Source organism: Ruegeria sp. I3 (assembly GCF_056532525.1).
Genome location: NZ_JBQFNI010000001.1, coordinates 1 through 21,835 on the forward strand (window position 1 = coordinate 1; position 21,835 = coordinate 21,835).

Consider the following 21,835-nt stretch of genomic DNA (forward strand, 5'->3'; position numbering starts at 1 on the left):
CCGATCGCGATGGAAGACGGCCTGCGCTTTGCGATCCGCGAAGGCGGCCGCACCGTCGGCGCCGGCGTCGTCTCGAAAATCATCGAGTAATTCGCGTAAGCGAATATACAAAGAAAGGGCGTCCCTCGGGGCGCCCTTTTTCGTTTTTGCCTAAGCCAACAGTAATGCTAACTTCTTTCGTATTGAGACATTGCAATTAGAAAGAGGTCATAAGATGCACTTTTGGGCGCGTTCAGTTTGTCTTGTCGCAGCGGTTGCTTTCTCATCTACCTCTGCGTCCTCACAACAGATTGCGGATCGGATCTATTTGGGCGGGCCAATTGTAACGATGAACGATACGGCTCCGTCCGCCGAAGCTGTCGCAGTCAAAGACGGGCGCATTCTTGCGGTCGGGTCGCTATCTGACTTGTCGGTGCATCAGGGTGAGGAAACCGAAACCTATGATCTGGAAGGGCGCGCGATGCTTCCGGGTTTCGTTGATAGCCACGGACATGTCGTCATGGGCGGCCTGCAAGCCCTGTCCGCTAACCTTCTTGCGCCACCGGACGGGGATGTCATTGATATCGCCAGTCTGCAATCCACGCTGACTGACTGGGCCGAGGAGAATGCGCAAGCCGTTGAGCAGGTCAAAATGATCATCGGCTTTGGTTACGACAATGCTCAATTAAAGGAACTCCGTCACCCAACACGACAAGAGCTGGACATTGTGTCTGAGGACTTGCCGGTCGTCATTATTCATCAGTCTGGGCATATAGGTGTCGCAAACTCGAAAGCTTTGGAATTGGCTGGTATAACGGCGGCTTCCGAAGCACCTCCGGGCGGGGTGATCCAACGCGATGAGGCCGGAGAGCCAAACGGTGTTCTGGAGGAGTACGCGTTCTTTTCTGTTCTCGTTCCCTTGCTGGGAAATCTGGGTGAAGAGGGTCTGGCAGCATTTGCCCGAGCTGGAACAGACCTTTGGGCAAAGTTTGGATATACGACCGGGCAAGAAGGCCGATCATCAGGTCAGATTGTCGAGGTTCTCAGGAAAGTTGCTGCGGAAGAAGCTCTTCCAATCGATGTAGTAGCCTTCCCGGATGTTCTTGAGTCGAAAGAGTTTATTGGTGCGAACACTTCGAAAAGCTACGAAAACAGGGTTCGGGTCGGGGGCTGTAAACTTACAATTGATGGCTCGCCGCAAGGTTTTACCGCTTTAAGGGATCGACCCTATTATGATCCGGTTGGGAACTATGCTGCCGGCTACGCAGGATACGCAGCCATCACGATGGAGCAACTCCAGGACGCGGTGAATTGGTGTTACGACAACGATTTCCAAATCCTCGTGCATTCCAACGGTGAAGGGGCATCTGACATGCTGATTGCTGCACTCGAAGAGGCACAGATCAAGTATGGCGATCCCGGCAACCGCCCAGTTCTGATTCACGGTCAGTTTCTTCGCGAGGATCAAGTCGCAAGCCTTAAGCGCCTTGGTGTGTTTCCGTCGCTCTTTCCGATGCATACGTTCTATTGGGGCGATTGGCACCGGGATCATACTGTCGGGCCGATAAATGCGGAAAATATTTCGCCTACAGGATGGCTGCACGAGCGTGGCATGATGTTCGGCACGCATCACGATGCGCCGGTCGCCTTTCCGAACAGCATGCGTGTTCTCGCCGCGACGGTAACCCGCCGCACACGGTCTGGTGACATTTTGGGCCCCCATCAAAGAGTCGACGTTATGACCGCCTTGAAAGCCATGACAATCTGGCCCGCCTGGCAGCATTTTGAAGAAGACGAGAAGGGGTCTATCGAAGTTGGAAAAGTCGCGGACTTTGTGATTTTGTCGGACGATCCTACTGCCGTCGATCCGGAAACACTGGCGGAGCTTGAAGTGCGTGTAACGATTAAAGGCGACGAGGTGGTCTATGAAGCGGAAGGCGATGTCAGAGAGGGAAATCTGCAATTCTCGCCATTTTCAAATGACCCTGTGATTGCACACCTTTTCATGCACGCGGTCTATCAAGGCATGAAGGTTGAAGCCCCGTGGCTTGTTAGGAACTAGCCTGTGGGTTTTGGGAACTGAGACGTCACCGAATTGGTTTTATCCGGCGACAGCTTTGGCTTCACCGTTGAGCTGATCGCGCCGATCGCGATGGAAGACGGTCTGCGCTTCGCGATCCGCGAAGGCGGTCGCACTGTCGGCGCCGGTGTTGTGTCGAAAGTCATCTAGTAATCACGGTAGGTCGGGGTTCAGCCCGGCACATCGACAAGACTAAAGCAGGCCGTCCCAAACCGGGGCAGCTTTTTTACGGTCAATATCAAGTCTGCCTCGACATGCTCGCACCACTCTGAAAAAACGTTTAGACCATTTCACTTTTTAGGCGAAAGCATTGTGATGAAAATTCCGTTTAGCCGACTATTGATGTCGACGACTATAACGCTGCTTTGTGGTTCAGTTGCAACGGCACAGAATGAGGATTTTGATGACATTCCTAAGTCTGTCAATTGGGGTGGAGAACTTGGTCTCATTAGAAACAGCACTCTGAAAGTCGCTGATGAAGTTACGGACAATTGCTGGACAAATTCATCGTCGATACGTTCGCGAGTTTACCTGACTTACGAAGCGAACGAAATTTTCGTGCCCGATTATGAACCGAAGTTTCTAAACTTCGAAACAGTTGTTACGACGTTGTCAGCATTTGGTTTTCGCACCTCAAGCGGTATATGTGCAATCAGCGCGACATTTGATGTCCAGACTCTGGTCAATTTAACGTTGGGTGGCGCCGAGGGCAAAAGTCGTTACAGTTTCAACTACGCGGCAACTATCTTCAAACGCTCATCAATATTCACCAATAGCGCGAACGTAAACGCGCCAATCAGCGATTTTTTTGAAGGAGCCGCATCCGAGTTTGTCGCCCAAACAATCGCGGCAAGACGATCCAGTGAAATTCTTGAGTACCAGCAAGATTACCCATCTGAGAACAAAAGGCCGATGTCGGTCGAAGAGTGGGATGCGATGATCGAAACATGGATGGAAAAACAGAATAACTAAAGATCTCTTCTCGAAACCGACTTAATTACGAATACACTTGCCAAACCCCAACAACCCCACTAATACGCGCGAGTTCTCATCAAGAACATCAAGGCGGGGTGATTCCCGCCTTTTGGGTTCGATGAGGGTTGGCGATGCGCGTCTGTCCTCCTCTCAACCTCAACGCCTGATAAAAGGCTGTATCTATGCAAAGCCAAAACATCCGTATTCGGCTGAAGGCATTTGACTATCGCGTTCTGGATGCCAGCACGCAAGAGATCGTCAACACTGCCAAGCGGACCGGCGCGAACGTGCGCGGCCCGATCCCGCTGCCGAACAAGATCGAGAAGTTCACGGTTCTCCGTGGCCCTCACGTTGACAAGAAATCCCGCGACCAGTTCGAGATCCGCACGCACAAGCGTCTCTTGGACATCGTTGATCCGACCCCCCAGACCGTTGACGCGCTGATGAAGCTCGACCTCGCTGCTGGTGTGGATGTCGAGATCAAGCTGCAGTCGTAAGATCGGAGGGTATAGATTATGCGCTCTGGTATTATCGCAAAAAAAGTTGGCATGACCCGCCTGTTCATGGAAGACGGCAAGCAGATCCCTGTGACCGTTCTTCACCTGGACAACCTGCAGGTTGTTGCACAGCGCACCGCTGACAAAGACGGCTACACTGCCGTTCAGCTGGGCGCCGGTGCTGCCAAAGCAAAACGCACCTCGAAGGCCATGCGCGGTCACTATGCCGCTGCCAAGGTCGAGCCCAAGCGTAAGCTGGCCGAGTTCCGCGTCTCCGAAGATGGCCTGATCGATGTGGGCGCCGAGATTTCGGCAGAACACTTCCTGGAAGGTCAGAAAGTTGACGTTTCAGGCACCTCGATCGGTAAAGGCTTTGCCGGTGCGATGAAGCGTTGGAACTTTGGTGGTCTGCGCGCCTCGCACGGTGTGTCGATCAGCCACCGTTCGCACGGTTCGACCGGTCAGTGTCAGGACCCGGGCAAGGTGTTCAAAGGCAAGAAGATGGCCGGTCACATGGGTGCTGCCCGTGTCACCACCCAGAACCTGGAAGTCGTCAAAACCGACGCCGACCGGAACCTGGTCTTCATCAAAGGCGCCGTTCCCGGACCGAAATCGGGCTGGGTCACCGTCAAGGACGCCGTCAAGAAGAAAGCACCCGAAGGTCTGCCGTTCCCGGCAGCCGTAAAAGGTGCCGCAACCGAAGCACCGGCGGAAGAAGCGCCCGCGGAAGGTGGTGAAGCATGAAACTTGATGTAATCAAACTGGACGGCGGCAAAGCCGGCGACATCGAGCTGAACGCCGATCTGTTCGGTCTCGAGCCGCGTGCGGACATCCTGCACCGTGTGGTCCGTTGGCAGCGTAACAACGCGCAGGCCGGTACCCACAAGGTCAAGACCCGCTCGGAAACCAGCTACTCGACCAAGAAGATCTATCGCCAGAAGGGCACCGGTGGCGCCCGCCATGGTGACCGTAATGCGCCGATCTTCCGCGGTGGTGGTATCTACAAAGGCCCCGTCGTGCGTTCGCACGGCCACGACCTGCCCAAGAAGTTCCGCAAGCTTGGCCTGCGCCACGCTCTGTCGGCGAAAGCCAAGGCCGGTGAACTGGTTGTGATCGAAAACGCCGAAGCCGAAGGCAAGACCGCCGCTCTGGCCAAACAGGTTGCAAACCTGGGCTGGAAACGTGCTCTGGTCATCGACGGCGCGACCGTGAACGAAGGGTTCCTGAAAGCGTCCAAGAACATCGAAGGCCTGGATATCCTGCCGTCGATGGGCGCAAACGTCTATGACATCCTCAAGCGTGACACCCTGGTGCTCACCAAAGCGGCTGTCGAAGCACTGGAGGCTCGTCTGAAATGAGCGCGAAGGCAGAACACTACGACGTGATCCGCAAGCCGGTCATCACCGAAAAGTCGACCATGGCGTCCGAAAACGGCGCGGTTGTCTTTGAAGTGGCGATCGACAGCAACAAGCCGCAGATCAAAGAGGCCGTTGAGGCTCTGTTTGGTGTGAAGGTCAAAGCGGTGAACACCACCGTGACCAAAGGCAAGGTCAAGCGGTTCCGCGGCCAGCTGGGCCGTCGGAAAGACGTCAAAAAAGCATATGTGACCCTGGAAGAGGGTAACACAATCGACGTGAGCACCGGTCTTTGATCCGACGCTTACTGCGACTATTCACGGCCCCGGCGGTTCAACCCGCCGGGGCCGATTTCGTTTCAGACCCTGAAACTGTGCGCGCGCAGGTGCTGGACCAGATGCGGGCGTTCAGCGCTGAGCCCTATTTCCAGATCGCTGATGAGAATCTGGGGCTGCTCTCGGTATTCGATGATCTGAAATACGACCGGGCGGATGTGGACATGATCTCTCCGGCGATGCGCAATCATGTGGTCGGTAAGCTTGGTCCGCTGGGGTTTCGCCAGACCTCGGGTACGGTGTTGGAGCACGCCGAGGCCGATATGCGCGTGCACATCCCCAAGTTCCACGCCCTCGGCGCGTCGCCCTTCGACATCACGCGTTATACTGAGAAACGCCCGCAGGATTACTGCCTGCTGACGCCGACGCAGGTGGCCTGTCAGTACGTGGATCATTTTGAGCTGGACGAGGCTGTGCAGCGGATCGAGGCGTTGATTGCGAAGCACCCGATCAACCTGCTCAAACTGGCGGATTATCTGGAAGGCAAACCCAAACACCGTGCCTTTCGCGAGGTGCTGGGGCATATCAAGCTCAAGCAGAGGGTCGCGGTGGAGTCCGAGCCGCTGTGCCGCAGGCGTTCGTTGGGGTGATCGGCCAGATGGGCCGGCGGAAAGACGTCAAGAAAGCATATGTAACCCTGGAAGAGGGGAACACCATCGACGTGTCCATCGATCTCTGATCGGACCCGTCTTTGGAGAGAGATAAATGTCCCCGCGAAAGCGGGTTTTTTGTGGTTGCCTCACAACTTAAGGGGTAAAGTCCGATTGAGATTCAATTTTGTGCGGTATGGTATCACATCGTTAAGGGGATTGACTTTAAAATCAATGCACACCATCTTGGAAGAAAGAGTGCTTGAGGGCGGCCTGCTGCCTTGGGAGCCTCAGATAGTCGGAGATTCTTGTGAACGAACTTTGTTCATAACAGACGAAATTAATGATGAGTTTGATGAGGAAACTTGGAATGATCAGTCTCTAGCGCATAGATATGCGTTTCTTGGAGCAGATTTTGATCGTTTTGTAACGGGAGATACTGTTCCAATAGGTATGCAGCCATATGACAAAGATGACATGGCATTCATGGCTCGCGTAGACCCTCAGGAGTACGGGATTTGGACTATACGAAGTGTGGCACCGTCACCTGCAATTCGAGTATTTGGGGCGTTTTTTCAGTGCGATATATTCGTAGCGCTACTTACTCGAAGACGTATGGATTTAGGCGGGCGAGGTAGCCGGCAATGGGCTCAAGCTCGTGAAGATGCGATCGTTCTATGGGACCGGCTCTTTCCAGAGCAATCTAGATTAATAGGAGGCAACATTCATGACTTCATCTCTGAAAAGGCGTTCGTTGTCTAAGCCCGAACGTGGGAAGGCGATAAATAAGTACGATTTAGGGTTTGTTCGCGGGCGCAACAAAAACAAAGCGCACAGTCTCCTTTTGGAGCTTTTCCAGGAAAGCGGTCTGAGCAAAGCTGAATTGGCCCAAATGCTAGGCAAGCGGCCAGAGCAAATCACACGTTGGCTCGCAGGGCCAGGAAATCTGACTCTGGACACCTTAAGCGAATTAATTTTTGCGGTTAAAGGAGACTTTTTTGAAGTCCGGTGTGTGGATGAACTTTCACGCGGTAAGTCCAACAGGGGTCCAGCACAATGTCTGGCTGAAACGATGGAAGCGGCTAAATGGGAGCCGATGGTTATCAACTGTAGCCGCAGGCAAGCGAGTGAAGTAGTTCAAGCAGGAAGCGGTAGCAACTTAAGTTTCACTATAAAAAGCTCGGCTGAGGAACAACACTATGAACGATACGAAGCAGTCTCAGGCTAAAGTGGTAAAAAGGTCTGGTGATTTCAGGTATATCCCGTGTGATGCGATAAATATCGCACTCAGTGACAACGGCGTGAAGGTAATTTTGGGGGTCGAGGAGATCGACAACACAACGTTGGAACTAGTTGGTATTCATCTTACCCATAGGACGGCGCAATTCTTGAAATCGGCTCTTGCAAAAACACTTGAACACTATGAACAGCAGACGGGTCAGAAGCTTGAGGAACCTGAATTGTTTGCAGAAGACGCGGCAAGCAAGAAGTGACTATTGCTAAAGGTATCTGTTTTAGGTTGGGTCAAGAGGATTAGCGTTAAAGAACCCTATAGACACCCACCCCCAACCCTGTTACACGCTCCCAATCTTGCGGCCTCGGATTCGTTCCGGGGCCTCTGATATTTGTAACCGGGGACCTTCGGGGCCCTATACCCTTGGCACCTACGGGGGCCTATCACATAGCGGGAAAATCCCCGCACTTGCTAAACGGAAGACAGAAAGCATGGCACTCAAGTCGTACAAGCCGACGACGCCGGGCCAGCGCGGGCTGGTGCTGATCGACCGTTCGGAGCTTTGGAAAGGACGTCCGGTCAAGTCTCTCACTGAGGGTTTGACCAAATCGGGCGGCCGGAACAACACCGGACGGATCACTTCACGCCGCCGCGGCGGTGGCGCAAAGCGTCTCTACCGGATCGTTGACTTCAAACGGAACAAATTTGATGTCGCGGCAACCGTCGAGCGGATCGAATATGACCCGAACCGGACCGCATTCATCGCACTGGTAAAATACGAAGACGGCGAGCAGGCATATATCCTGGCTCCGCAGCGTCTGGCTGTTGGTGACAAAGTCGTGGCATCCGCCAAGGCCGACATCAAGCCGGGCAACGCAATGCCCTTCTCGGGCATGCCCATTGGTACCATCGTCCACAACATCGAGATGAAGCCTGGTAAAGGCGGTCAGATCGCACGTGCGGCCGGTACTTACGCTCAGTTCGTTGGTCGCGATGGCGGCTACGCTCAGATCCGTCTGAGCTCGGGCGAGCTGCGCATGGTCCGTCAGGAATGCATGGCCACCGTTGGTGCCGTGTCCAACCCCGACAACAGCAACCAAAACCTCGGTAAAGCCGGTCGTATGCGCCACAAGGGCGTTCGTCCGTCGGTTCGTGGTGTTGCAATGAACCCGATCGACCACCCGCACGGTGGTGGTGAAGGTCGTACCTCGGGTGGCCGTACGCCGGTTACTCCGTGGGGTAAGGACACCAAGGGTAAGCGTACCCGCAACAAGAACAAAGCGTCCCAGAAGCTGATCATCCGCTCGCGGCACGCCAAGAAGAAGGGACGTTAATCTATGTCTCGCTCTGTTTGGAAGGGTCCTTTCGTCGATGCTTACGTGCTGAAAAAAGCCGAAGCAGCGCGCGAGTCGGGCCGCAACGAAGTCATCAAGATTTGGTCGCGTCGTTCCACCATTCTGCCCCAGTTCGTGGGTCTGACCTTTGGTGTGTACAACGGCCATAAGCATATCCCCGTCAACGTCTCGGAAGACATGATCGGTCAGAAGTTCGGTGAATACTCGCCGACTCGTACCTATTACGGTCACGCCGCTGACAAAAAAGCGAAGCGGAAGTAAGTCATGGGCAAGGAAAAGAACCCCCGCCGCGTGGCTGAAAACGAAGCAATGGCGAAAACGCGCATGCTCCGTACAAGCCCGCAGAAACTGAACCTGGTTGCGCAGATGATCCGCGGCAAGAAAGTTGAGAAGGCTCTGACCGACCTGACTTTCTCGAACAAGCGTGTCGCGCAGGACGTCAAGAAGTGCCTGCAGTCTGCAATCGCCAACGCCGAGAACAACCACAACCTGGATGTCGACGAACTGATCGTCGCCGAAGCCTGGGTTGGCAAGAACCTGGTCATGAAGCGCGGTCGTCCGCGTGCCCGTGGCCGTTTCGGCAAGATCATGAAGCCGTTCTCGGAGATCACCATCAAGGTGCGTCAAGTTGAGGAGCAAGCCTAATGGGACATAAAGTCAATCCGATCGGCATGCGCCTTCAGGTCAACCGCACCTGGGACAGCCGCTGGTACGCCGACACCAAAGACTACGGTGATCTTCTGCTGGAAGACCTCAAAATCCGTGAGTTCATCAACAAAGAGTGCAAGCAGGCCGGTGTTGCCCGTGTGATCATCGAACGTCCGCACAAGAAGTGCCGCGTTACGATCCACACTGCACGTCCCGGTGTCATCATCGGCAAGAAAGGTGCAGACATTGAAGTTCTGCGCAAAAAGCTTGCTCGTATGACCGACAGCGAACTGCACCTGAACATCGTCGAAGTGCGCAAGCCCGAGCTTGACGCGCAGCTGGTTGCCGAGTCCATCGCTCAGCAGCTGGAACGTCGTGTTTCGTTCCGTCGCGCCATGAAGCGCTCGGTTCAGAACGCCATGCGCATGGGCGCCCTGGGTATCCGGGTGAACGTCGCTGGTCGTCTGGGCGGCGCCGAAATCGCACGGACCGAGTGGTACCGCGAAGGCCGCGTGCCTCTGCACACCCTGCGTGCCGACATCGATTACGCACATGCCGAAGCGATGACTCCCTACGGGATCATCGGGATCAAGGTCTGGATCTTCAAAGGTGAGATCATGGAGCACGATCCGCAGGCACGTGACCGTAAAGCACAAGAACTCCAGGACGGCCCTGCACCTCGTGGTGCTGGTGGCGGTCGTCGCTAAGGAGGGAAAGATATGCTTCAACCAAAGCGTACTAAATTCCGCAAGATGCACAAAGGCCGGATCAAGGGGCTCGCCAAAGGCGGTTCCGATCTGAACTTTGGCACCTACGGTCTGAAAGCACTGCAGCCCGAGCGCGTCACCGCGCGTCAGATCGAAGCTGCACGTCGTGCAATGACCCGTCACATGAAACGTCAGGGCCGCGTCTGGATCCGGATCTTCCCGGATACCCCCGTGACCTCGAAGCCAACCGAAGTCCGTATGGGTAAAGGTAAAGGCTCCGTTGACTTCTGGGCAGCGAAAGTAAAGCCCGGTCGTGTGATGTTCGAAATTGACGGCGTCAATGACGACATCGCCCGCGAGGCCCTGCGCTTGGCCGCGATGAAGCTGCCGATCAAGACCCGCGTTGTGGTCCGCGAAGACTGGTAAGCGATTGGGGCTTTGACCCCACTCGTTACAAGAATGACCCTCGTCGGGAAACCGGCGGGGGTTTTCTTTTGGTTCGGCAGCCCGTGTATCGTGGATCGTGAAAAACGTCGACCTCCCTCCGCCGCACCCCTAGGCTAGCTTGCAGGAATGGGAGGGTCCTATGGTTCAGCTACGCAAAAAGATGCTCATTAAGGAAGTCATAAGCACCGACCAATTGGGCCAACCTTGTGATCCGATCAGTCGGGTTGCAGCGCTGGCGGTGATGCAGAACCCTCTGGCCGGGCAATTTTCGGACGATCTTTCAGAGTTGTTCGAGATCGGCGCCATTCTGGGTTCGGAACTCGCCGCTGAGGCAGTTTCTCAGCTTGATGGGCCGCCGGTTTCGTACGGCAAAGCCGCGATTGTCGGCATGAACGGCGATCTTGAGCAGGGCGGGGCGGTGATCCACCCCAAACTCGGTGCGCCCATGCGCGCTGCGGTGGGCGGAGGTGAGGCGGTGATACCGTCCAACGCCAAGCTGGGCGCGCCGGGTTGCGCGATTGATCTTCCGCTGGGGCACAAGGACAATCCGTGGTCGTTCGATCATTTCGACACGATGACGCTGAACATCCCAGATGCGCCGAAACCGGATGAGATCGTGCTGTGCCTCGCCTATGCCGACGGAGGTCGCCCGATACCACGCTGTGGCAAAGGGCCCATCAAGACCTAAGCGGCTGGTCTTGCCGAGAGGGCTGGGGTATGCCCAGCCCATGGCACAGATTGAATCACTCTTCGTCACCCGTCTCTATCGCGCAAACTTGTCCGAATTCGATCCCAGGATCGACGCGGAGGAATTGGAAAGTTCATGCCTTGTTATTGCTGAAGATGATGAGGCCGGGCAGGACTGGTGTGAAGCGAACGCGTATCCCGGCTACACCAGTTATGCTTCGCTGACCGATTTGCCTTGGCGATTTCCGATATTTGCCGATCTTGTCAAAGTGCTGGATCAGCACGTCGCGGCTTTCGCCAAGGATTTGGAGTTTGATCTGGACGACCGCGCGTTGAAGCTTGAGGATCTGTGGATCAATATCCTGCCCGAGGGCGGAATGCATGCCAGTCACCTGCACCCTCACAGTGTCATTTCGGGCACGACCTATGTGTCCATGCCGGAAGGGGCCAGTGCACTGAAACTGGAAGACCCGCGTTCGGGCCGTATGATGGCCGCCCCGACGAGGCTGAAAGGCGGGCGTCGGGAATTACAGCCTTTCATCTACATGAAGCCACAGGTGGGCGACGTCCTGCTGTGGGAAAGCTGGCTGCGCCACGAGGTGCCGATGAATATGGCCGAGGACGAGCGGATTTCTGTTAGCTTCAACTATAAATGGGAGTGAAGCGTCTTAAAGCGTCAAGGTGAAAGCGCTCCAGTTACTTCGTCGGAGGATACTATGACCAAAACAGCTCTCGTCACAGGCGCATCATCCGGAATTGGCCGGGAATTGGCACGTTATCATGCGTCGCGAGGCGGTAATCTGATCATCAGTGCGCGACGCGGAGATGCGTTAGATGCCCTCAGATCAGAGCTTGAGGCAGCCCACGATGTTACTGTCACTGCGATTCCGCTTGATCTGGGTGCTGTTGGAGGCGCGGAAAAACTTTATGAGGCCGTCAAGTGCAAAGACCTGACGGTCGATTACCTGATCAACAATGCTGGATTCGGAGGGCATGGGGCTTTTTTGGATCGCCGCCTTTCGGCCCATCTGGATATGATCCGGCTGAACGTCGAAGCCCTTGTATCTTTGTGCCATCTGTTCGGCACGGATATGATCAGTGGCGGTGGCGGAAAGATACTGAATGTCAGTTCGACTGCGGCGCATATGCCGGGTCCATTGCAGGCGACCTATTTTGCCACCAAGGCCTATGTTTCGAGTTTCAGTCAGGCGCTCGCGGAGGAGCTGAAAGGTAAGGGCGTCACTGTGACGGCGCTGGAGCCGGGCTATGTCGTGACCGAATTTGCTGCTGCGGCAAATCTTGAGGGCACGAAGCTTGTTGCCCAAAAAGGGGCAACCGCTGAGGCCGTGGCCAAAGTCGGCTATGACGCCATGATCGATGGCAAGCTCACGGTGATCAACGATAAGTCGCTCGCGTTTGTGCTGGGTTGGGTCATGCCGTTGCTGCCGCGACGCGCGCGCCTGAAAATGGTTCGGAAAATGCAGGAGAAGGGTGCCTGAGCACTTGGCCGCGTTTGTCGGGATCCAGAAAGGTCGCAGTAGTGATCTGCTGCCCGGTTTCAGAGGGCGGCGGTAATTTGGAAACAGGTAGTTTCATCTGCCCGAACACGGTTTGAAACTTTCCCTTGCCACCCACCCCCCAAACCCTTATACGGCGGCATCCTGCGGTCTCCCGGCGTTGTCGGGCGATTCGTATGTCTATCATTCATCCACCAGGTCAAAGGTGACCCGTGTACGGGGCCTTCTGGTGTTTTGAGCAAAGGAAAAAGGCGATGAACGCCCAAGAACTGCGTGACAAGACCCCGGACCAGCTCCGCGAGGAACTGGCCAACCTGAAGAAAGAGAGCTTTAACCTGCGCTTTCAACAGGCAACCGGTCAGCTGGAAAACACAGCCGGTATCAAAGCGGCCCGCCGCAATGCTGCCCGTGTCAAAACCATTCTGAACGAAAAGGCCGCTGCTGCGGCATCCGAGGAGTAATCAGATGCCCAAGCGTATCCTGCAAGGCACCGTGACCAGCGACGCCAACGAACAGACCGTAACCGTATCCGTCGAGCGCCGCTTTACGCATCCGGTTCTGAAGAAAACCATCCGTAAGTCCAAGAAATACCGGGCTCACGATGAAAAGAACGCCTTCAAGGTCGGTGACACCGTACGCATCATCGAATGCGCGCCGAAATCGAAGACGAAACGTTGGGAGGTTCTGGAGGCGTAAGCCCCCAGGACTTTTCATTTGTCGAAACCCTGGGGGATTTAACGAGACCAGCCCCCACAGGTCGGGAGAAACCACATGATCCAGATGCAGACCAATCTGGATGTCGCTGACAACTCCGGCGCACGCCGAGTTCAGTGCATCAAGGTCCTGGGTGGTTCCAAGCGTAAATACGCCTCCGTAGGCGACATCATTGTCGTCTCGGTGAAGGAAGCCATCCCGCGCGGCCGCGTGAAGAAAGGTGACGTCCGCAAGGCCGTCGTCGTACGCACCGCCAAGGAAGTCCGTCGCGAAGACGGCACCGCGATCCGTTTCGATCGCAACGCCGCCGTCATCCTGAACAACAACAACGAGCCCGTAGGTACCCGTATCTTTGGCCCCGTTGTTCGTGAACTGCGCGGCAAGAACTTCATGAAAATCATCTCGCTGGCTCCGGAGGTGCTGTAATCATGGCTGCTAAACTCCGCAAAGGCGACAAGGTCGTCGTGCTGGCCGGCAAGGACAAGGGCAAAGAGGGAACTATCACCTCGGTTGACCCGAAAGCCGGTAAAGCCGTTGTCGATGGCATCAACATCGCCATCCGCCACACCCGTCAGTCGCAAACCTCGCAAGGTGGTCGCCTGCCTCAGGCAAACCCGATCGAGCTGTCGAACCTGGCACTGCTGGACAAAAACGGCAAAGCAACCCGCGTTGGCTTCCGTATGGAAGGCGACAAGAAGGTGCGCTTCGCTAAGACCACAGGGGACGTGATCGATGCTTGATACCGCAAACTATACCCCGCGTCTGAAAGCTCAGTACGCCGAAACCATCCGTGCCGCTCTGAAAGAAGAGTTCGGCTACAAGAACGACATGCAGCTGCCCAAGCTGGAAAAAATCGTTCTGAACATCGGTTGTGGTGCTGAGGCTGTCAAAGACTCGAAGAAAGCGAAAGCTGCTGTCGAGGACCTGACTGCGATTGCTGGCCAGAAGGCCGTTGCAACCAAGGCGAAGAAGTCGATCGCGGGTTTCCGCGTCCGTGAAGACATGCCGCTGGGTGCGAAAGTGACCCTGCGCGGTGACCGGATGTACGAATTCCTGGATCGTCTGATCACCATCGCGATGCCTCGCGTTCGTGACTTCCGCGGTGTTAAGCCGTCTTTCGATGGTCGTGGCAACTTTGCCATGGGCATGAAAGAGCACATCGTGTTCCCGGAAATCGACTTCGACAAGGTCGACGAGGTCTGGGGCCTGGATATCGTAATTGCCACCACAGCGAAAACCGACGCTGAAGCAAAGGCATTGTTGAAAGCATTCAACATGCCGTTCAACGCGTAAGCGCCGGGAGGATTGAGACATGGCTAAAAAAGCAATGATCGAACGCGAGAAGAAGCGCGAACGCCTGGTGGCCAAATATGCCGCAAAGCGTGCCGAGCTGAAAGAAATCGCGAATGACGAGAGCAAGCCGATGGAAGAGCGCTTCAAAGCGCGTCTTAAATTGGCGAAACTGCCGCGCAACAGCTCGGCTACCCGTCTGCACAACCGTTGTCAGCTGACCGGTCGTCCCCACGCTTACTACCGTAAGCTGAAGGTCAGCCGTATCGCGCTGCGCGAGCTGGGTTCTGCTGGTCAGATCCCCGGCATGGTGAAATCGAGCTGGTAAGGGAGACATAGATATGAATGATCCTATCGGCGATATGCTCACCCGTATCCGCAACGCGCAAATGCGCGGCAAGTCCACCGTTTCCACCCCGGCTTCCAAGCTGCGCGGCTGGGTTCTGGACGTGCTGGCGGACGAAGGTTACATCCGTGGCTACGAAGCGACGACCGGTGAAAACGGTCATCCGGCCATCGAAATCAGCCTGAAATACTACGAAGGCACCCCTGTTATTCGCGAACTCAAGCGGGTTTCCAAGCCTGGCCGTCGCGTCTACATGGGCGTCAATGACATCCCGCAGGTCCGTCAGGGTCTGGGCGTGTCGATTGTCAGCACTCCGAAAGGTGTGATGTCGGACGCAAACGCTCGCTCCAACAATGTTGGCGGCGAAGTGCTCTGCACCGTCTTCTAAGGAGGTCTGCAATGTCTCGTATTGGTAAAAAACCGGTCGAGCTGCCCAGCGGCGTTACCGCCTCTGTGTCGGGTCAGACCATCGAAGTGAAAGGTCCGAAAGGCACCCGCAGCTTCACCGCCACCGACGACGTTACGTTGTCGGTTGAAGACAACGTGGTCAAGATCGATCCCCGTGGCATGTCCAAGCGTGCGCGACAGCAGTGGGGCATGAGCCGCACCATGGTCGCCAATCTTGTTGAAGGCGTAACAAACGGCTTCAAAAAAGAGCTGGAGATCCAGGGTGTTGGTTACCGGGCTCAGATGCAGGGCAATACCCTGAAGCTGAACCTAGGCTACAGCCACGATGTTGATTTCACTGCTCCGGAAGGTGTCACCATCACCGCGCCGAAGCAGACCGAGATCGTTGTGGAAGGTATCGACCAGCAGCAGGTGGGCGAAGTCGCGGCCAAGATCCGTGAATGGCGCCGTCCCGAGCCGTACAAAGGCAAGGGCATCCGCTATAAGGGCGAGTTCATCTTCCGCAAGGAAGGCAAGAAGAAGTAAGGACGCAGACAATGGCAAACAGCAAAAGAACCCTGTTTCTGAAGCGCCGCCTGCGCGTTCGGAACAAACTTCGCAAGGTCAACGCGGGTCGTCCGCGTCTGTCAGTACACCGTTCGAACAAGAACATCTCTGTTCAGCTGATCGACGACGTACGTGGCGTGACCCTGGCCGCAGCCTCGACCCTGGAAAAGGATCTGGGCGTTGTGGGCAAGAACAACGTCGAAGCGGCCACCAAAGTGGGCGCGGCCATCGCCGAGCGTGCCAAAAAGGCGGGCGTCGAAGAGGCCTATTTCGATCGTGGCGGCTTCCTGTTCCACGGCAAGGTGAAGGCTCTGGCCGACGCCGCGCGTGAAGGTGGTCTGAAGATCTAAGACTTGCGGGCAGCTTTGCGGCTGCCCCGATGATCCGGGGGCCTCGGCGACAGTCGGGGCTCACTTGGATTGAACTAAACGGCGCCGCATGCGCCACATGAGAAAAGGGATGCCAAATGGCAGAACGTGAAAACCGTCGGGGCCGTGGCCGCGACCGTGAAGAAGCACCGGAATTTGCAGATCGTCTGGTCGCAATCAACCGTGTGTCGAAAACCGTAAAAGGTGGTAAGCGCTTTGGCTTCGCCGCTCTGGTGGTTGTCGGCGATCAGAAAGGCCGCGTCGGCTTTGGCAAAGGTAAAGCGAAAGAAGTACCTGAAGCCATCCGTAAGGCGACTGAACAAGCCAAGCGTCAGATGATCCGCGTGCAACTGCGCGAAGGTCGTACTCTGCACCACGATATCGAGGGGCGTCACGGCGCTGGTAAAGTGGTTATGCGCACCGCACCTGAAGGTACCGGTATCATCGCCGGTGGTCCGATGCGTGCTGTGTTCGAAATGCTGGGCGTTAAGGACGTTGTGTCCAAGTCGCTGGGCTCGCAGAACCCGTACAACATGATCCGCGCCACCATCAACGGCCTGCAGAAAGAGCAGAGCCCGCGTTCGGTTGCCGCACGTCGTGGCAAAAAGGTTGCGGACATCCTGCCCAAGCGGGACGAAGCACCGGCTGCTGCCGAAGCAGAAGCGTAAGGAGAGCGAACAATGGCAAAAACCATCGTCGTCAAGCAGATCGGCTCCCCGATCCGCCGCCCCGCCGAACAGCGCGCAACCCTGATCGGCCTGGGCCTGAACAAGATGAACCGCACCCGCGAGCTGGAGGACACTCCTTCGGTCCGCGGCATGGTCAACAAGATCCCGCATCTGGTTGAGATCATCGAAGAGCGCGGCTAAGCGCGAACTCTTTGAAGTAATTGAAGCGCCCTCGACGATGTCGGGGGCGTTTTTTCTACCAATCAGACGGATGCGACTCGCGTACGGCTTTTTCGTTACTAAAGCTGTCGCGAGAGCGGATTTCCAAGACTCCATTGGGAAGAAAACGCACTGGAGGGACTGATAGGTTTTCAGGCGCTGGGCCGGCTCTGACGCGCCCTGCCTAGTCGTATCTGCCTCCATGTAATGGGCAGTTTATCCAATATGGATCGTATCCAGAGGGCTGTATCGCTGGGAGGGTGATTACGTTCAGGTGCGTGCAAATGGGACGATATACCAACCAGCGCCCATCTTCTCCGAATGATCGATTTTCATCTGTCGCTGGGGCATCCGCTCGAAGATTTGCATTTCGTGCAAATCTGTCAGGCAACTCTGTCAGGGGCGTTGATCGTGCCGCGTCGACTTCTTCTTGAGTCCGATATCGGACGGTGACCGGGCCGTCCCGAAACTTGATGAGCAATTGCTGCCCCGGAATCAGCCCGTTTAGATCAACTTTCGTAACTTCGATGGGCTGAGAACGCCCATACCGTTCGCTCCAGCTTTGAGAAGATACGGTTTGGCCTCCAAGAGCCAGGCAGGTTGCGCCGCCAAAAACGAGAAAATCTCTGCGTATCATAAGGCGATCCCCCAATATCAAACATCAATACCATCATTCGAAAGCGTTTGAAAATGCGCTGCTGAGGTTTCACCGCCATTCACCAAACGCATACCGGCTAGACCAAAACGCGCGTTGTTAGCGGTATCGAACACTCCTATCTGAGCCTTGTCCACAAAGGAACAAATGGAAACGCCCGGGGAATACGCCCCGGAACAGAAAGGAAATTAGATATGGCACATACAGCTACACTGACACATGGCGGTTTCAACTTGAGCGCTCGTATTGCGAGCTTTGTTGAACGCGTAAAAGAAAACCGCGCACGGGCTGCAGAATACAGCCGCACCTATCGCGAACTGCAAAGCCTGAGCAACCGCGAGCTGGACGATATCGGCGTTCGCCGTTGTGATATCGCAGATATTGCACGCGACCACGCATATTGCGCGTAACACCCCCATCACTCACCGATGAAGAGGCACCATTTCGGCGCCTCTTTTGGTTTTTGTAACCAGGACACAACAAACCTTGCAACCAAAGCCGCAACGCTGTAGAGCGCTCCGGTGGATTTCTATCCACGAGAATCAAAACCAAGAAACGCCGTGGTTGGCCCATCACGCTTCGGGGGTCACATCCGGCTTAGGAGAAGCGATATGAAACTGCACGAATTGCGCGACAATCCTGGCGCCGCACCGAAACGCACCCGCGTTGGCCGTGGCCCCGGTTCCGGCAAAGGTAAAATGGGTGGCCGTGGTATCAAAGGCCAGAAATCCCGTTCGGGTGTGGCCATCAATGGCTACGAAGGCGGCCAGATGCCGCTGTACCAGCGCCTGCCCAAGCGTGGCTTCAACAAGCCGAACCGCAAGGCATTCGCCGTTATCAATCTGGGTCTGATCCAGAAATTTGTCGACGCCGGCAAGCTGGATGCCAAAGCTGCGATCACCGAGGACGCGCTGGTTGCATCCGGTCTGGTCCGCCGCAAGCTGGACGGTGTCCGCGTTCTGGCCAAAGGTGAAATCACCGCCAAAGTGAACCTGGAAGTCACAGGTGCTTCGAAATCTGCTGTTGAGGCAGTTGAGAAAGCGGGCGGTTCACTGACGGTCACAAAAGCTGCTGCGGCAGAGTAAGCGCTTGTGAGCGGGCCAAGACCCGCTTACATAGACCTCAGAGTTTTCCAAGACGCCGCCCGAGCCGGAAAACGGTTCCGGGCGGTGTTTTCATAAGAGAGACCGATTTATGGTATCAGCAGCAGAACAAATGGCAGCCAACACAAGCTGGGCTGCTTTGGGCAAAGCCACCGATCTGCGCAACCGCATCCTGTTCACGCTGGGTTTGTTGATCGTCTATCGTCTGGGCACCTTCATTCCGGTCCCAGGTATCGACGGGCAAGCCCTGCGTGAGTTCATGGAGCAAGCGGGGCAGGGCATCGGCGGCATGGTTTCGATGTTCACCGGCGGGGCGCTGGGGCGGATGGGTATCTTTGCCCTCGGCATCATGCCCTATATCTCGGCCTCGATCATCGTGCAGCTGCTGACATCGATGGTTCCCGCGCTCGAACAGCTCAAGAAAGAGGGCGAGCAAGGGCGCAAGAAGATCAACCAATACACCCGTTTCGGTACCGTGGCTCTGGCTACCGTTCAGGCTTATGGTCTGGCGGTTTCGTTGGAATCGGGCGATCTTGCGACCGATCCGGGCATGTTCTTCCGTATGTCGACCATGATCACTTTGGTCGGCGGCACCATGTTCTTGATGTGGCTGGGCGAGCAGATCACCGCACGCGGCATCGGCAACGGTATCTCTCTGATCATCTTCGTCGGCATCATCGCCGAGGTTCCCGCAGCTCTGGCGCAGTTCTTCGCTTCGGGCCGCAGCGGTGCGATCAGCCCCGCTGTGATCGTGGGTGTGATCATCATGGTCATCGCCGTGATCACCTTTGTGGTGTTCATGGAGCGGGCCCTGCGCAAGATCCATATCCAATACCCGCGTCGTCAGGCTGGTATGAAAGTCTACGAAGGCGGCTCCAGCCACCTGCCGGTCAAAGTGAACCCGGCGGGTGTGATCCCTGCGATCTTTGCAAGCTCGCTGCTGTTGCTGCCGGTAACGATCTCAACCTTCTCGTCGGGCGCCACAAATGGCCCGGTGATGTCGTGGCTGCTGGCCAACTTCGGCCCCGGACAGCCGCTTTATCTGCTGTTCTTCGCTTCGATGATCGTGTTCTTCGCCTATTTCTACACGTTCAACGTGTCGTTCAAGCCGGACGATGTGGCGGACAACCTGAAAAAGCAGAACGGTTTTGTACCGGGTATCCGTCCGGGCAAGAAAACCGCCGAGTATCTGGAATACGTCGTCAACCGCGTGCTGGTTCTGGGTTCGGCCTATCTGGCGGCCGTTTGTCTGCTGCCTGAAATCCTGCGGGGCCAGTTTGCTATCCCGTTCTATTTCGGTGGTACCTCGGTTCTGATTATCGTCTCTGTGACCATGGACACGATCCAACAAGTCCAGAGCCACCTGCTGGCGCATCAATACGAAGGGCTGATTGAAAAGTCCCAGCTGCGCGGCAAAGGCAAGAAACGCGGCAGAAAGGGAGCTGCTCGTCGATGAACATCATTCTTCTCGGCCCCCCGGGGGCAGGCAAAGGAACGCAGGCGCGTCACCTGGTTGAAACCCGCGGTATGGTGCAACTCAGCACCGGAGACATGCTGCGCGAGGCGAAAACCTCGGGCACGGAAATGGGCCAGAAGGTTGCTGCGATCATGGACGCGGGCAAGCTGGTCACCGATGAGATCGTGATCGGCCTGATTGAAGAGAAACTGACCACCGAAAAAGGTGCCGGTTTCATCTTTGACGGCTTCCCCCGGACGCTGGCACAGGCAGACGCGCTGTCGGCTCTGCTGACCAAGCTGGGCCAGTCGCTGCATACGGTGATCGAGATGCGTGTGGACGATGACGCGCTGGTGGACCGGATCACGGCGCGGTCAACCTGCGGCGGATGTGGTGAGGTCTATAACGACAACACCAAGCCGATTCCTGCGGATGGCAAATGCACCAATTGCGGCAAGGAGAATGACTTCGTCCGTCGCGCCGACGATAACGAAGACAGCCTTCGTACGCGCCTGATGGAATACTACAAGAAGACCTCGCCGCTGATTGGCTATTACTACGCCAAAGGCGATCTGCGTCCGGTGAACGGGCTGGCGGATATCAAGGAAGTCACCGCGTCGATCAAGGCGGTTCTAGGCTGATATCAATATGGGCTTGACGGCACCGCCAAAAGCCCATATCGACCCCCATCCCTAAAGGGAATCAAGATCGCATGCGGGATTCGTCCCAATTGCCCCGACCACCTCGAATAATACTGGACCCTCTGGCGTCACTGCCACGGTCAAGTGTTGTGAAAAAAGGTTCCGGAGTTACGGAACCGCAACAAAAAGGAAAGTGACACGTGGCACGTATTGCCGGCGTAAACATCCCGACTGCAAAGCGGGTACCAATCGCCCTCACATATATCACCGGTATCGGAAACACTTCGGCCAAAGCGATCTGCGAAGCCGTAGGCATTGAAGCGCACCGTCGCGTCAATGAACTGTCCGACGCCGAAGTTCTGGCCATACGCGAGCACATCGATGCAAACTTCACCGTCGAAGGTGACCTGCGTCGTGAAGTTCAGATGAACGTCAAGCGCCTGATGGACCTGGGCTGCTATCGCGGTCTGCGTCACCGCCGCAACCTGCCGGTTCGCGGTCAGCGTACCCACACCAATGCTCGTACCCGCAAAGGCCCCGCAAAGGCCATTGCCGGTAAGAAGAAATAGGGGAGGGTCTGACTGATGGCACGTGACAAGACTCGCGTTAAGCGCAAAGAGCGTAAGAACATCGCATCGGGCGTTGCCCATGTGAACTCGACCTTCAACAACACCAAGATCCTGATCTCGGACGTACAGGGCAACGCCATCTCGTGGTCGTCTGCCGGTACCATGGGCTTCAAGGGATCGCGGAAATCGACCCCCTACGCCGCTCAGATGGCTGCAGAAGATGCAGGCAAAAAGGCGCAGGAACATGGCGTCAAGACGCTGGAAGTCGAAGTTCAGGGCCCCGGTTCGGGTCGTGAATCGGCTCTGCGTGCGCTGGCTGCAGTGGGCTTCAACATCACGTCGATCCGCGACGTGACCCCGATCGCTCATAACGGCTGCCGTCCGCCGAAGCGTCGTCGCGTCTAAGCGATTTTGAATTAGGCTGGGGCTGTGTTTTTGCACGGCCC

37 protein-coding genes and 3 pseudogenes are annotated in these 21,835 nt (G+C 56.1%); 39 read left to right on the top strand and 1 reads right to left on the bottom strand.

Going from position 1 to position 21,835, the window contains the following annotated elements; genetic code table 11:
• The 32 genes and pseudogenes from ACR0L9_RS00005 to rpmD all read left to right on the top strand — a co-directional run.
• The coding region (locus tag ACR0L9_RS00005; RefSeq protein WP_211330766.1) for an EF-Tu C-terminal domain-related protein at nt 1–90 on the top strand (90 nt) is incomplete at its 5' end.
• 238 nt (nt 91–328) lie between these two features.
• Complete coding sequence (locus tag ACR0L9_RS00010) at nt 329–2,041, top strand: amidohydrolase (RefSeq protein ID WP_480894229.1); 1,713 nt, start codon at nt 329–331, stop codon at nt 2,039–2,041.
• Between the two features lie 27 nt (nt 2,042–2,068).
• Nucleotides 2,069–2,209 (top strand): annotated as a pseudogene (locus ACR0L9_RS00015) (EF-Tu C-terminal domain-related protein); the annotation flags it as partial.
• A 165-nt stretch (nt 2,210–2,374) separates the two neighbouring features.
• Entirely contained in the window at nt 2,375–3,031 is a 657-nt protein-coding gene (locus ACR0L9_RS00020) for a hypothetical protein (protein ID WP_480894230.1), read from the top strand.
• A gap of 185 nt (nt 3,032–3,216) precedes the next feature.
• Nucleotides 3,217–3,531, top strand: coding sequence for a 30S ribosomal protein S10 (rpsJ, locus tag ACR0L9_RS00025; RefSeq protein WP_008756422.1), 315 nt, complete (start codon nt 3,217–3,219; stop codon nt 3,529–3,531).
• An 18-nt stretch (nt 3,532–3,549) separates the two neighbouring features.
• Nucleotides 3,550–4,275 (top strand): 50S ribosomal protein L3, encoded by a 726-nt coding sequence (gene rplC / locus ACR0L9_RS00030; protein ID WP_039538255.1) that lies wholly within the window; start codon nt 3,550–3,552, stop codon nt 4,273–4,275.
• Nucleotides 4,272–4,889, top strand: coding sequence for a 50S ribosomal protein L4 (gene rplD, locus ACR0L9_RS00035; RefSeq protein WP_008756644.1), 618 nt, complete (start codon nt 4,272–4,274; stop codon nt 4,887–4,889). Before rplC ends, rplD begins: the two co-directional genes overlap by 4 nt.
• The gene (locus ACR0L9_RS00040) at nt 4,886–5,182 is read left to right on the top strand and encodes a 50S ribosomal protein L23 (RefSeq protein ID WP_010437040.1); all 297 of its coding nucleotides are present in this window, start codon (nt 4,886–4,888) and stop codon (nt 5,180–5,182) included. Before rplD ends, ACR0L9_RS00040 begins: the two co-directional genes overlap by 4 nt.
• The gene (locus tag ACR0L9_RS00045) at nt 5,179–5,811 is read left to right on the top strand and encodes a hypothetical protein (protein WP_480894232.1); all 633 of its coding nucleotides are present in this window, start codon (nt 5,179–5,181) and stop codon (nt 5,809–5,811) included. Before ACR0L9_RS00040 ends, ACR0L9_RS00045 begins: the two co-directional genes overlap by 4 nt.
• Before the next feature lie 2 nt (nt 5,812–5,813).
• A pseudogene (locus ACR0L9_RS00050) lies at nt 5,814–5,900 on the top strand (50S ribosomal protein L23); the annotation flags it as partial.
• Between the two features lie 145 nt (nt 5,901–6,045).
• A complete protein-coding gene (locus ACR0L9_RS00055; RefSeq protein ID WP_480894234.1) occupies nt 6,046–6,573 on the top strand; it encodes a hypothetical protein in 528 nt (175 codons plus the stop codon).
• Nucleotides 6,539–7,039, top strand: a complete 501-nt coding sequence (locus tag ACR0L9_RS00060; RefSeq protein ID WP_170624957.1) for a helix-turn-helix domain-containing protein — start codon at nt 6,539–6,541, stop codon at nt 7,037–7,039. Before ACR0L9_RS00055 ends, ACR0L9_RS00060 begins: the two co-directional genes overlap by 35 nt.
• On the top strand, nt 7,011–7,304 hold the full coding sequence (locus ACR0L9_RS00065) for a hypothetical protein (protein ID WP_170624958.1): 294 nt from the start codon (nt 7,011–7,013) through the stop codon (nt 7,302–7,304). Before ACR0L9_RS00060 ends, ACR0L9_RS00065 begins: the two co-directional genes overlap by 29 nt.
• Before the next feature lie 232 nt (nt 7,305–7,536).
• Nucleotides 7,537–8,379 (top strand): 50S ribosomal protein L2, encoded by an 843-nt coding sequence (gene rplB, locus ACR0L9_RS00070; protein ID WP_008757664.1) that lies wholly within the window; start codon nt 7,537–7,539, stop codon nt 8,377–8,379.
• Nucleotides 8,380–8,382: 3 nt separating this feature from the next.
• The gene (gene rpsS, locus ACR0L9_RS00075; RefSeq protein WP_010437056.1) at nt 8,383–8,661 is read left to right on the top strand and encodes a 30S ribosomal protein S19; all 279 of its coding nucleotides are present in this window, start codon (nt 8,383–8,385) and stop codon (nt 8,659–8,661) included.
• Nucleotides 8,662–8,664: 3 nt separating this feature from the next.
• Nucleotides 8,665–9,045: a 50S ribosomal protein L22 gene (rplV, locus tag ACR0L9_RS00080; RefSeq protein ID WP_039538267.1), complete on the top strand. Its 381-nt coding sequence runs from the start codon at nt 8,665–8,667 to the stop codon at nt 9,043–9,045.
• Entirely contained in the window at nt 9,045–9,755 is a 711-nt protein-coding gene (gene rpsC, locus ACR0L9_RS00085) for a 30S ribosomal protein S3 (RefSeq protein ID WP_008758042.1), read from the top strand. Before rplV ends, rpsC begins: the two co-directional genes overlap by 1 nt.
• Nucleotides 9,756–9,767: 12 nt before the next feature.
• A complete protein-coding gene (rplP, locus tag ACR0L9_RS00090; RefSeq protein ID WP_039538270.1) occupies nt 9,768–10,181 on the top strand; it encodes a 50S ribosomal protein L16 in 414 nt (137 codons plus the stop codon).
• A gap of 160 nt (nt 10,182–10,341) precedes the next feature.
• The gene (locus ACR0L9_RS00095; protein ID WP_480763625.1) at nt 10,342–10,890 is read left to right on the top strand and encodes an amino acid synthesis family protein; all 549 of its coding nucleotides are present in this window, start codon (nt 10,342–10,344) and stop codon (nt 10,888–10,890) included.
• A gap of 40 nt (nt 10,891–10,930) precedes the next feature.
• Nucleotides 10,931–11,551: a 2OG-Fe(II) oxygenase family protein gene (locus tag ACR0L9_RS00100; protein ID WP_170392899.1), complete on the top strand. Its 621-nt coding sequence runs from the start codon at nt 10,931–10,933 to the stop codon at nt 11,549–11,551.
• Between the two features lie 54 nt (nt 11,552–11,605).
• A complete protein-coding gene (locus ACR0L9_RS00105; RefSeq protein WP_480894237.1) occupies nt 11,606–12,388 on the top strand; it encodes an SDR family NAD(P)-dependent oxidoreductase in 783 nt (260 codons plus the stop codon).
• A 272-nt stretch (nt 12,389–12,660) separates the two neighbouring features.
• Entirely contained in the window at nt 12,661–12,867 is a 207-nt protein-coding gene (rpmC, locus tag ACR0L9_RS00110) for a 50S ribosomal protein L29 (RefSeq protein ID WP_010437082.1), read from the top strand.
• Nucleotides 12,868–12,871: 4 nt separating this feature from the next.
• Nucleotides 12,872–13,102: a 30S ribosomal protein S17 gene (gene rpsQ, locus ACR0L9_RS00115; protein ID WP_068340771.1), complete on the top strand. Its 231-nt coding sequence runs from the start codon at nt 12,872–12,874 to the stop codon at nt 13,100–13,102.
• Nucleotides 13,103–13,177: 75 nt separating this feature from the next.
• The gene (rplN, locus tag ACR0L9_RS00120) at nt 13,178–13,546 is read left to right on the top strand and encodes a 50S ribosomal protein L14 (protein WP_008757934.1); all 369 of its coding nucleotides are present in this window, start codon (nt 13,178–13,180) and stop codon (nt 13,544–13,546) included.
• Between the two features lie 2 nt (nt 13,547–13,548).
• Complete coding sequence (gene rplX, locus ACR0L9_RS00125) at nt 13,549–13,860, top strand: 50S ribosomal protein L24 (protein ID WP_010437096.1); 312 nt, start codon at nt 13,549–13,551, stop codon at nt 13,858–13,860.
• Nucleotides 13,853–14,413: a 50S ribosomal protein L5 gene (gene rplE, locus ACR0L9_RS00130; RefSeq protein ID WP_010437097.1), complete on the top strand. Its 561-nt coding sequence runs from the start codon at nt 13,853–13,855 to the stop codon at nt 14,411–14,413. The genes rplX and rplE overlap by 8 nt, the downstream gene beginning before the upstream one ends.
• A gap of 19 nt (nt 14,414–14,432) precedes the next feature.
• A complete protein-coding gene (gene rpsN, locus ACR0L9_RS00135; RefSeq protein ID WP_010437098.1) occupies nt 14,433–14,738 on the top strand; it encodes a 30S ribosomal protein S14 in 306 nt (101 codons plus the stop codon).
• Between the two features lie 13 nt (nt 14,739–14,751).
• Nucleotides 14,752–15,144 (top strand): 30S ribosomal protein S8, encoded by a 393-nt coding sequence (rpsH, locus tag ACR0L9_RS00140; RefSeq protein ID WP_010437099.1) that lies wholly within the window; start codon nt 14,752–14,754, stop codon nt 15,142–15,144.
• Between the two features lie 11 nt (nt 15,145–15,155).
• Nucleotides 15,156–15,689: a 50S ribosomal protein L6 gene (gene rplF, locus ACR0L9_RS00145; protein WP_170392896.1), complete on the top strand. Its 534-nt coding sequence runs from the start codon at nt 15,156–15,158 to the stop codon at nt 15,687–15,689.
• Nucleotides 15,690–15,700: 11 nt separating this feature from the next.
• Nucleotides 15,701–16,060 carry a 50S ribosomal protein L18 gene (rplR, locus tag ACR0L9_RS00150; protein WP_170392895.1) on the top strand — a complete coding sequence of 120 codons (360 nt, stop codon included), beginning with the start codon at nt 15,701–15,703 and terminating at the stop codon, nt 16,058–16,060.
• Nucleotides 16,061–16,176: 116 nt separating this feature from the next.
• A complete protein-coding gene (gene rpsE / locus ACR0L9_RS00155; RefSeq protein WP_155148691.1) occupies nt 16,177–16,746 on the top strand; it encodes a 30S ribosomal protein S5 in 570 nt (189 codons plus the stop codon).
• Nucleotides 16,747–16,758: 12 nt separating this feature from the next.
• Complete coding sequence (rpmD, locus tag ACR0L9_RS00160; RefSeq protein ID WP_039538297.1) at nt 16,759–16,947, top strand: 50S ribosomal protein L30; 189 nt, start codon at nt 16,759–16,761, stop codon at nt 16,945–16,947.
• Between the two features lie 202 nt (nt 16,948–17,149).
• Here the strand turns inward: rpmD and ACR0L9_RS00165 are convergent.
• Nucleotides 17,150–17,269, bottom strand: a pseudogene (locus tag ACR0L9_RS00165) (Rieske 2Fe-2S domain-containing protein); the annotation flags it as partial.
• Nucleotides 17,270–17,286: 17 nt separating this feature from the next.
• Between ACR0L9_RS00165 and ACR0L9_RS00170 the strand changes: the two are divergent.
• From ACR0L9_RS00170 to rpsK, 7 genes are all read left to right on the top strand, one after another.
• On the top strand, nt 17,287–17,418 hold the full coding sequence (locus ACR0L9_RS00170) for a hypothetical protein (RefSeq protein ID WP_480894933.1): 132 nt from the start codon (nt 17,287–17,289) through the stop codon (nt 17,416–17,418).
• Nucleotides 17,419–17,814: 396 nt separating this feature from the next.
• Nucleotides 17,815–18,030 (top strand): DUF1127 domain-containing protein, encoded by a 216-nt coding sequence (locus ACR0L9_RS00175; RefSeq protein ID WP_170402789.1) that lies wholly within the window; start codon nt 17,815–17,817, stop codon nt 18,028–18,030.
• A gap of 201 nt (nt 18,031–18,231) precedes the next feature.
• A complete protein-coding gene (gene rplO, locus ACR0L9_RS00180; protein WP_170515937.1) occupies nt 18,232–18,705 on the top strand; it encodes a 50S ribosomal protein L15 in 474 nt (157 codons plus the stop codon).
• 109 nt (nt 18,706–18,814) lie between these two features.
• Nucleotides 18,815–20,179 carry a preprotein translocase subunit SecY gene (gene secY / locus ACR0L9_RS00185; RefSeq protein ID WP_170392890.1) on the top strand — a complete coding sequence of 455 codons (1,365 nt, stop codon included), beginning with the start codon at nt 18,815–18,817 and terminating at the stop codon, nt 20,177–20,179.
• A complete protein-coding gene (locus ACR0L9_RS00190; protein WP_480652374.1) occupies nt 20,176–20,820 on the top strand; it encodes an adenylate kinase in 645 nt (214 codons plus the stop codon). Before secY ends, ACR0L9_RS00190 begins: the two co-directional genes overlap by 4 nt.
• Before the next feature lie 200 nt (nt 20,821–21,020).
• Nucleotides 21,021–21,389 carry a 30S ribosomal protein S13 gene (rpsM, locus tag ACR0L9_RS00195; RefSeq protein WP_008757392.1) on the top strand — a complete coding sequence of 123 codons (369 nt, stop codon included), beginning with the start codon at nt 21,021–21,023 and terminating at the stop codon, nt 21,387–21,389.
• 15 nt (nt 21,390–21,404) lie between these two features.
• Nucleotides 21,405–21,794 (top strand): 30S ribosomal protein S11, encoded by a 390-nt coding sequence (gene rpsK, locus ACR0L9_RS00200; RefSeq protein ID WP_008757289.1) that lies wholly within the window; start codon nt 21,405–21,407, stop codon nt 21,792–21,794.
• Nucleotides 21,795–21,835 lie beyond the last annotated feature (41 nt).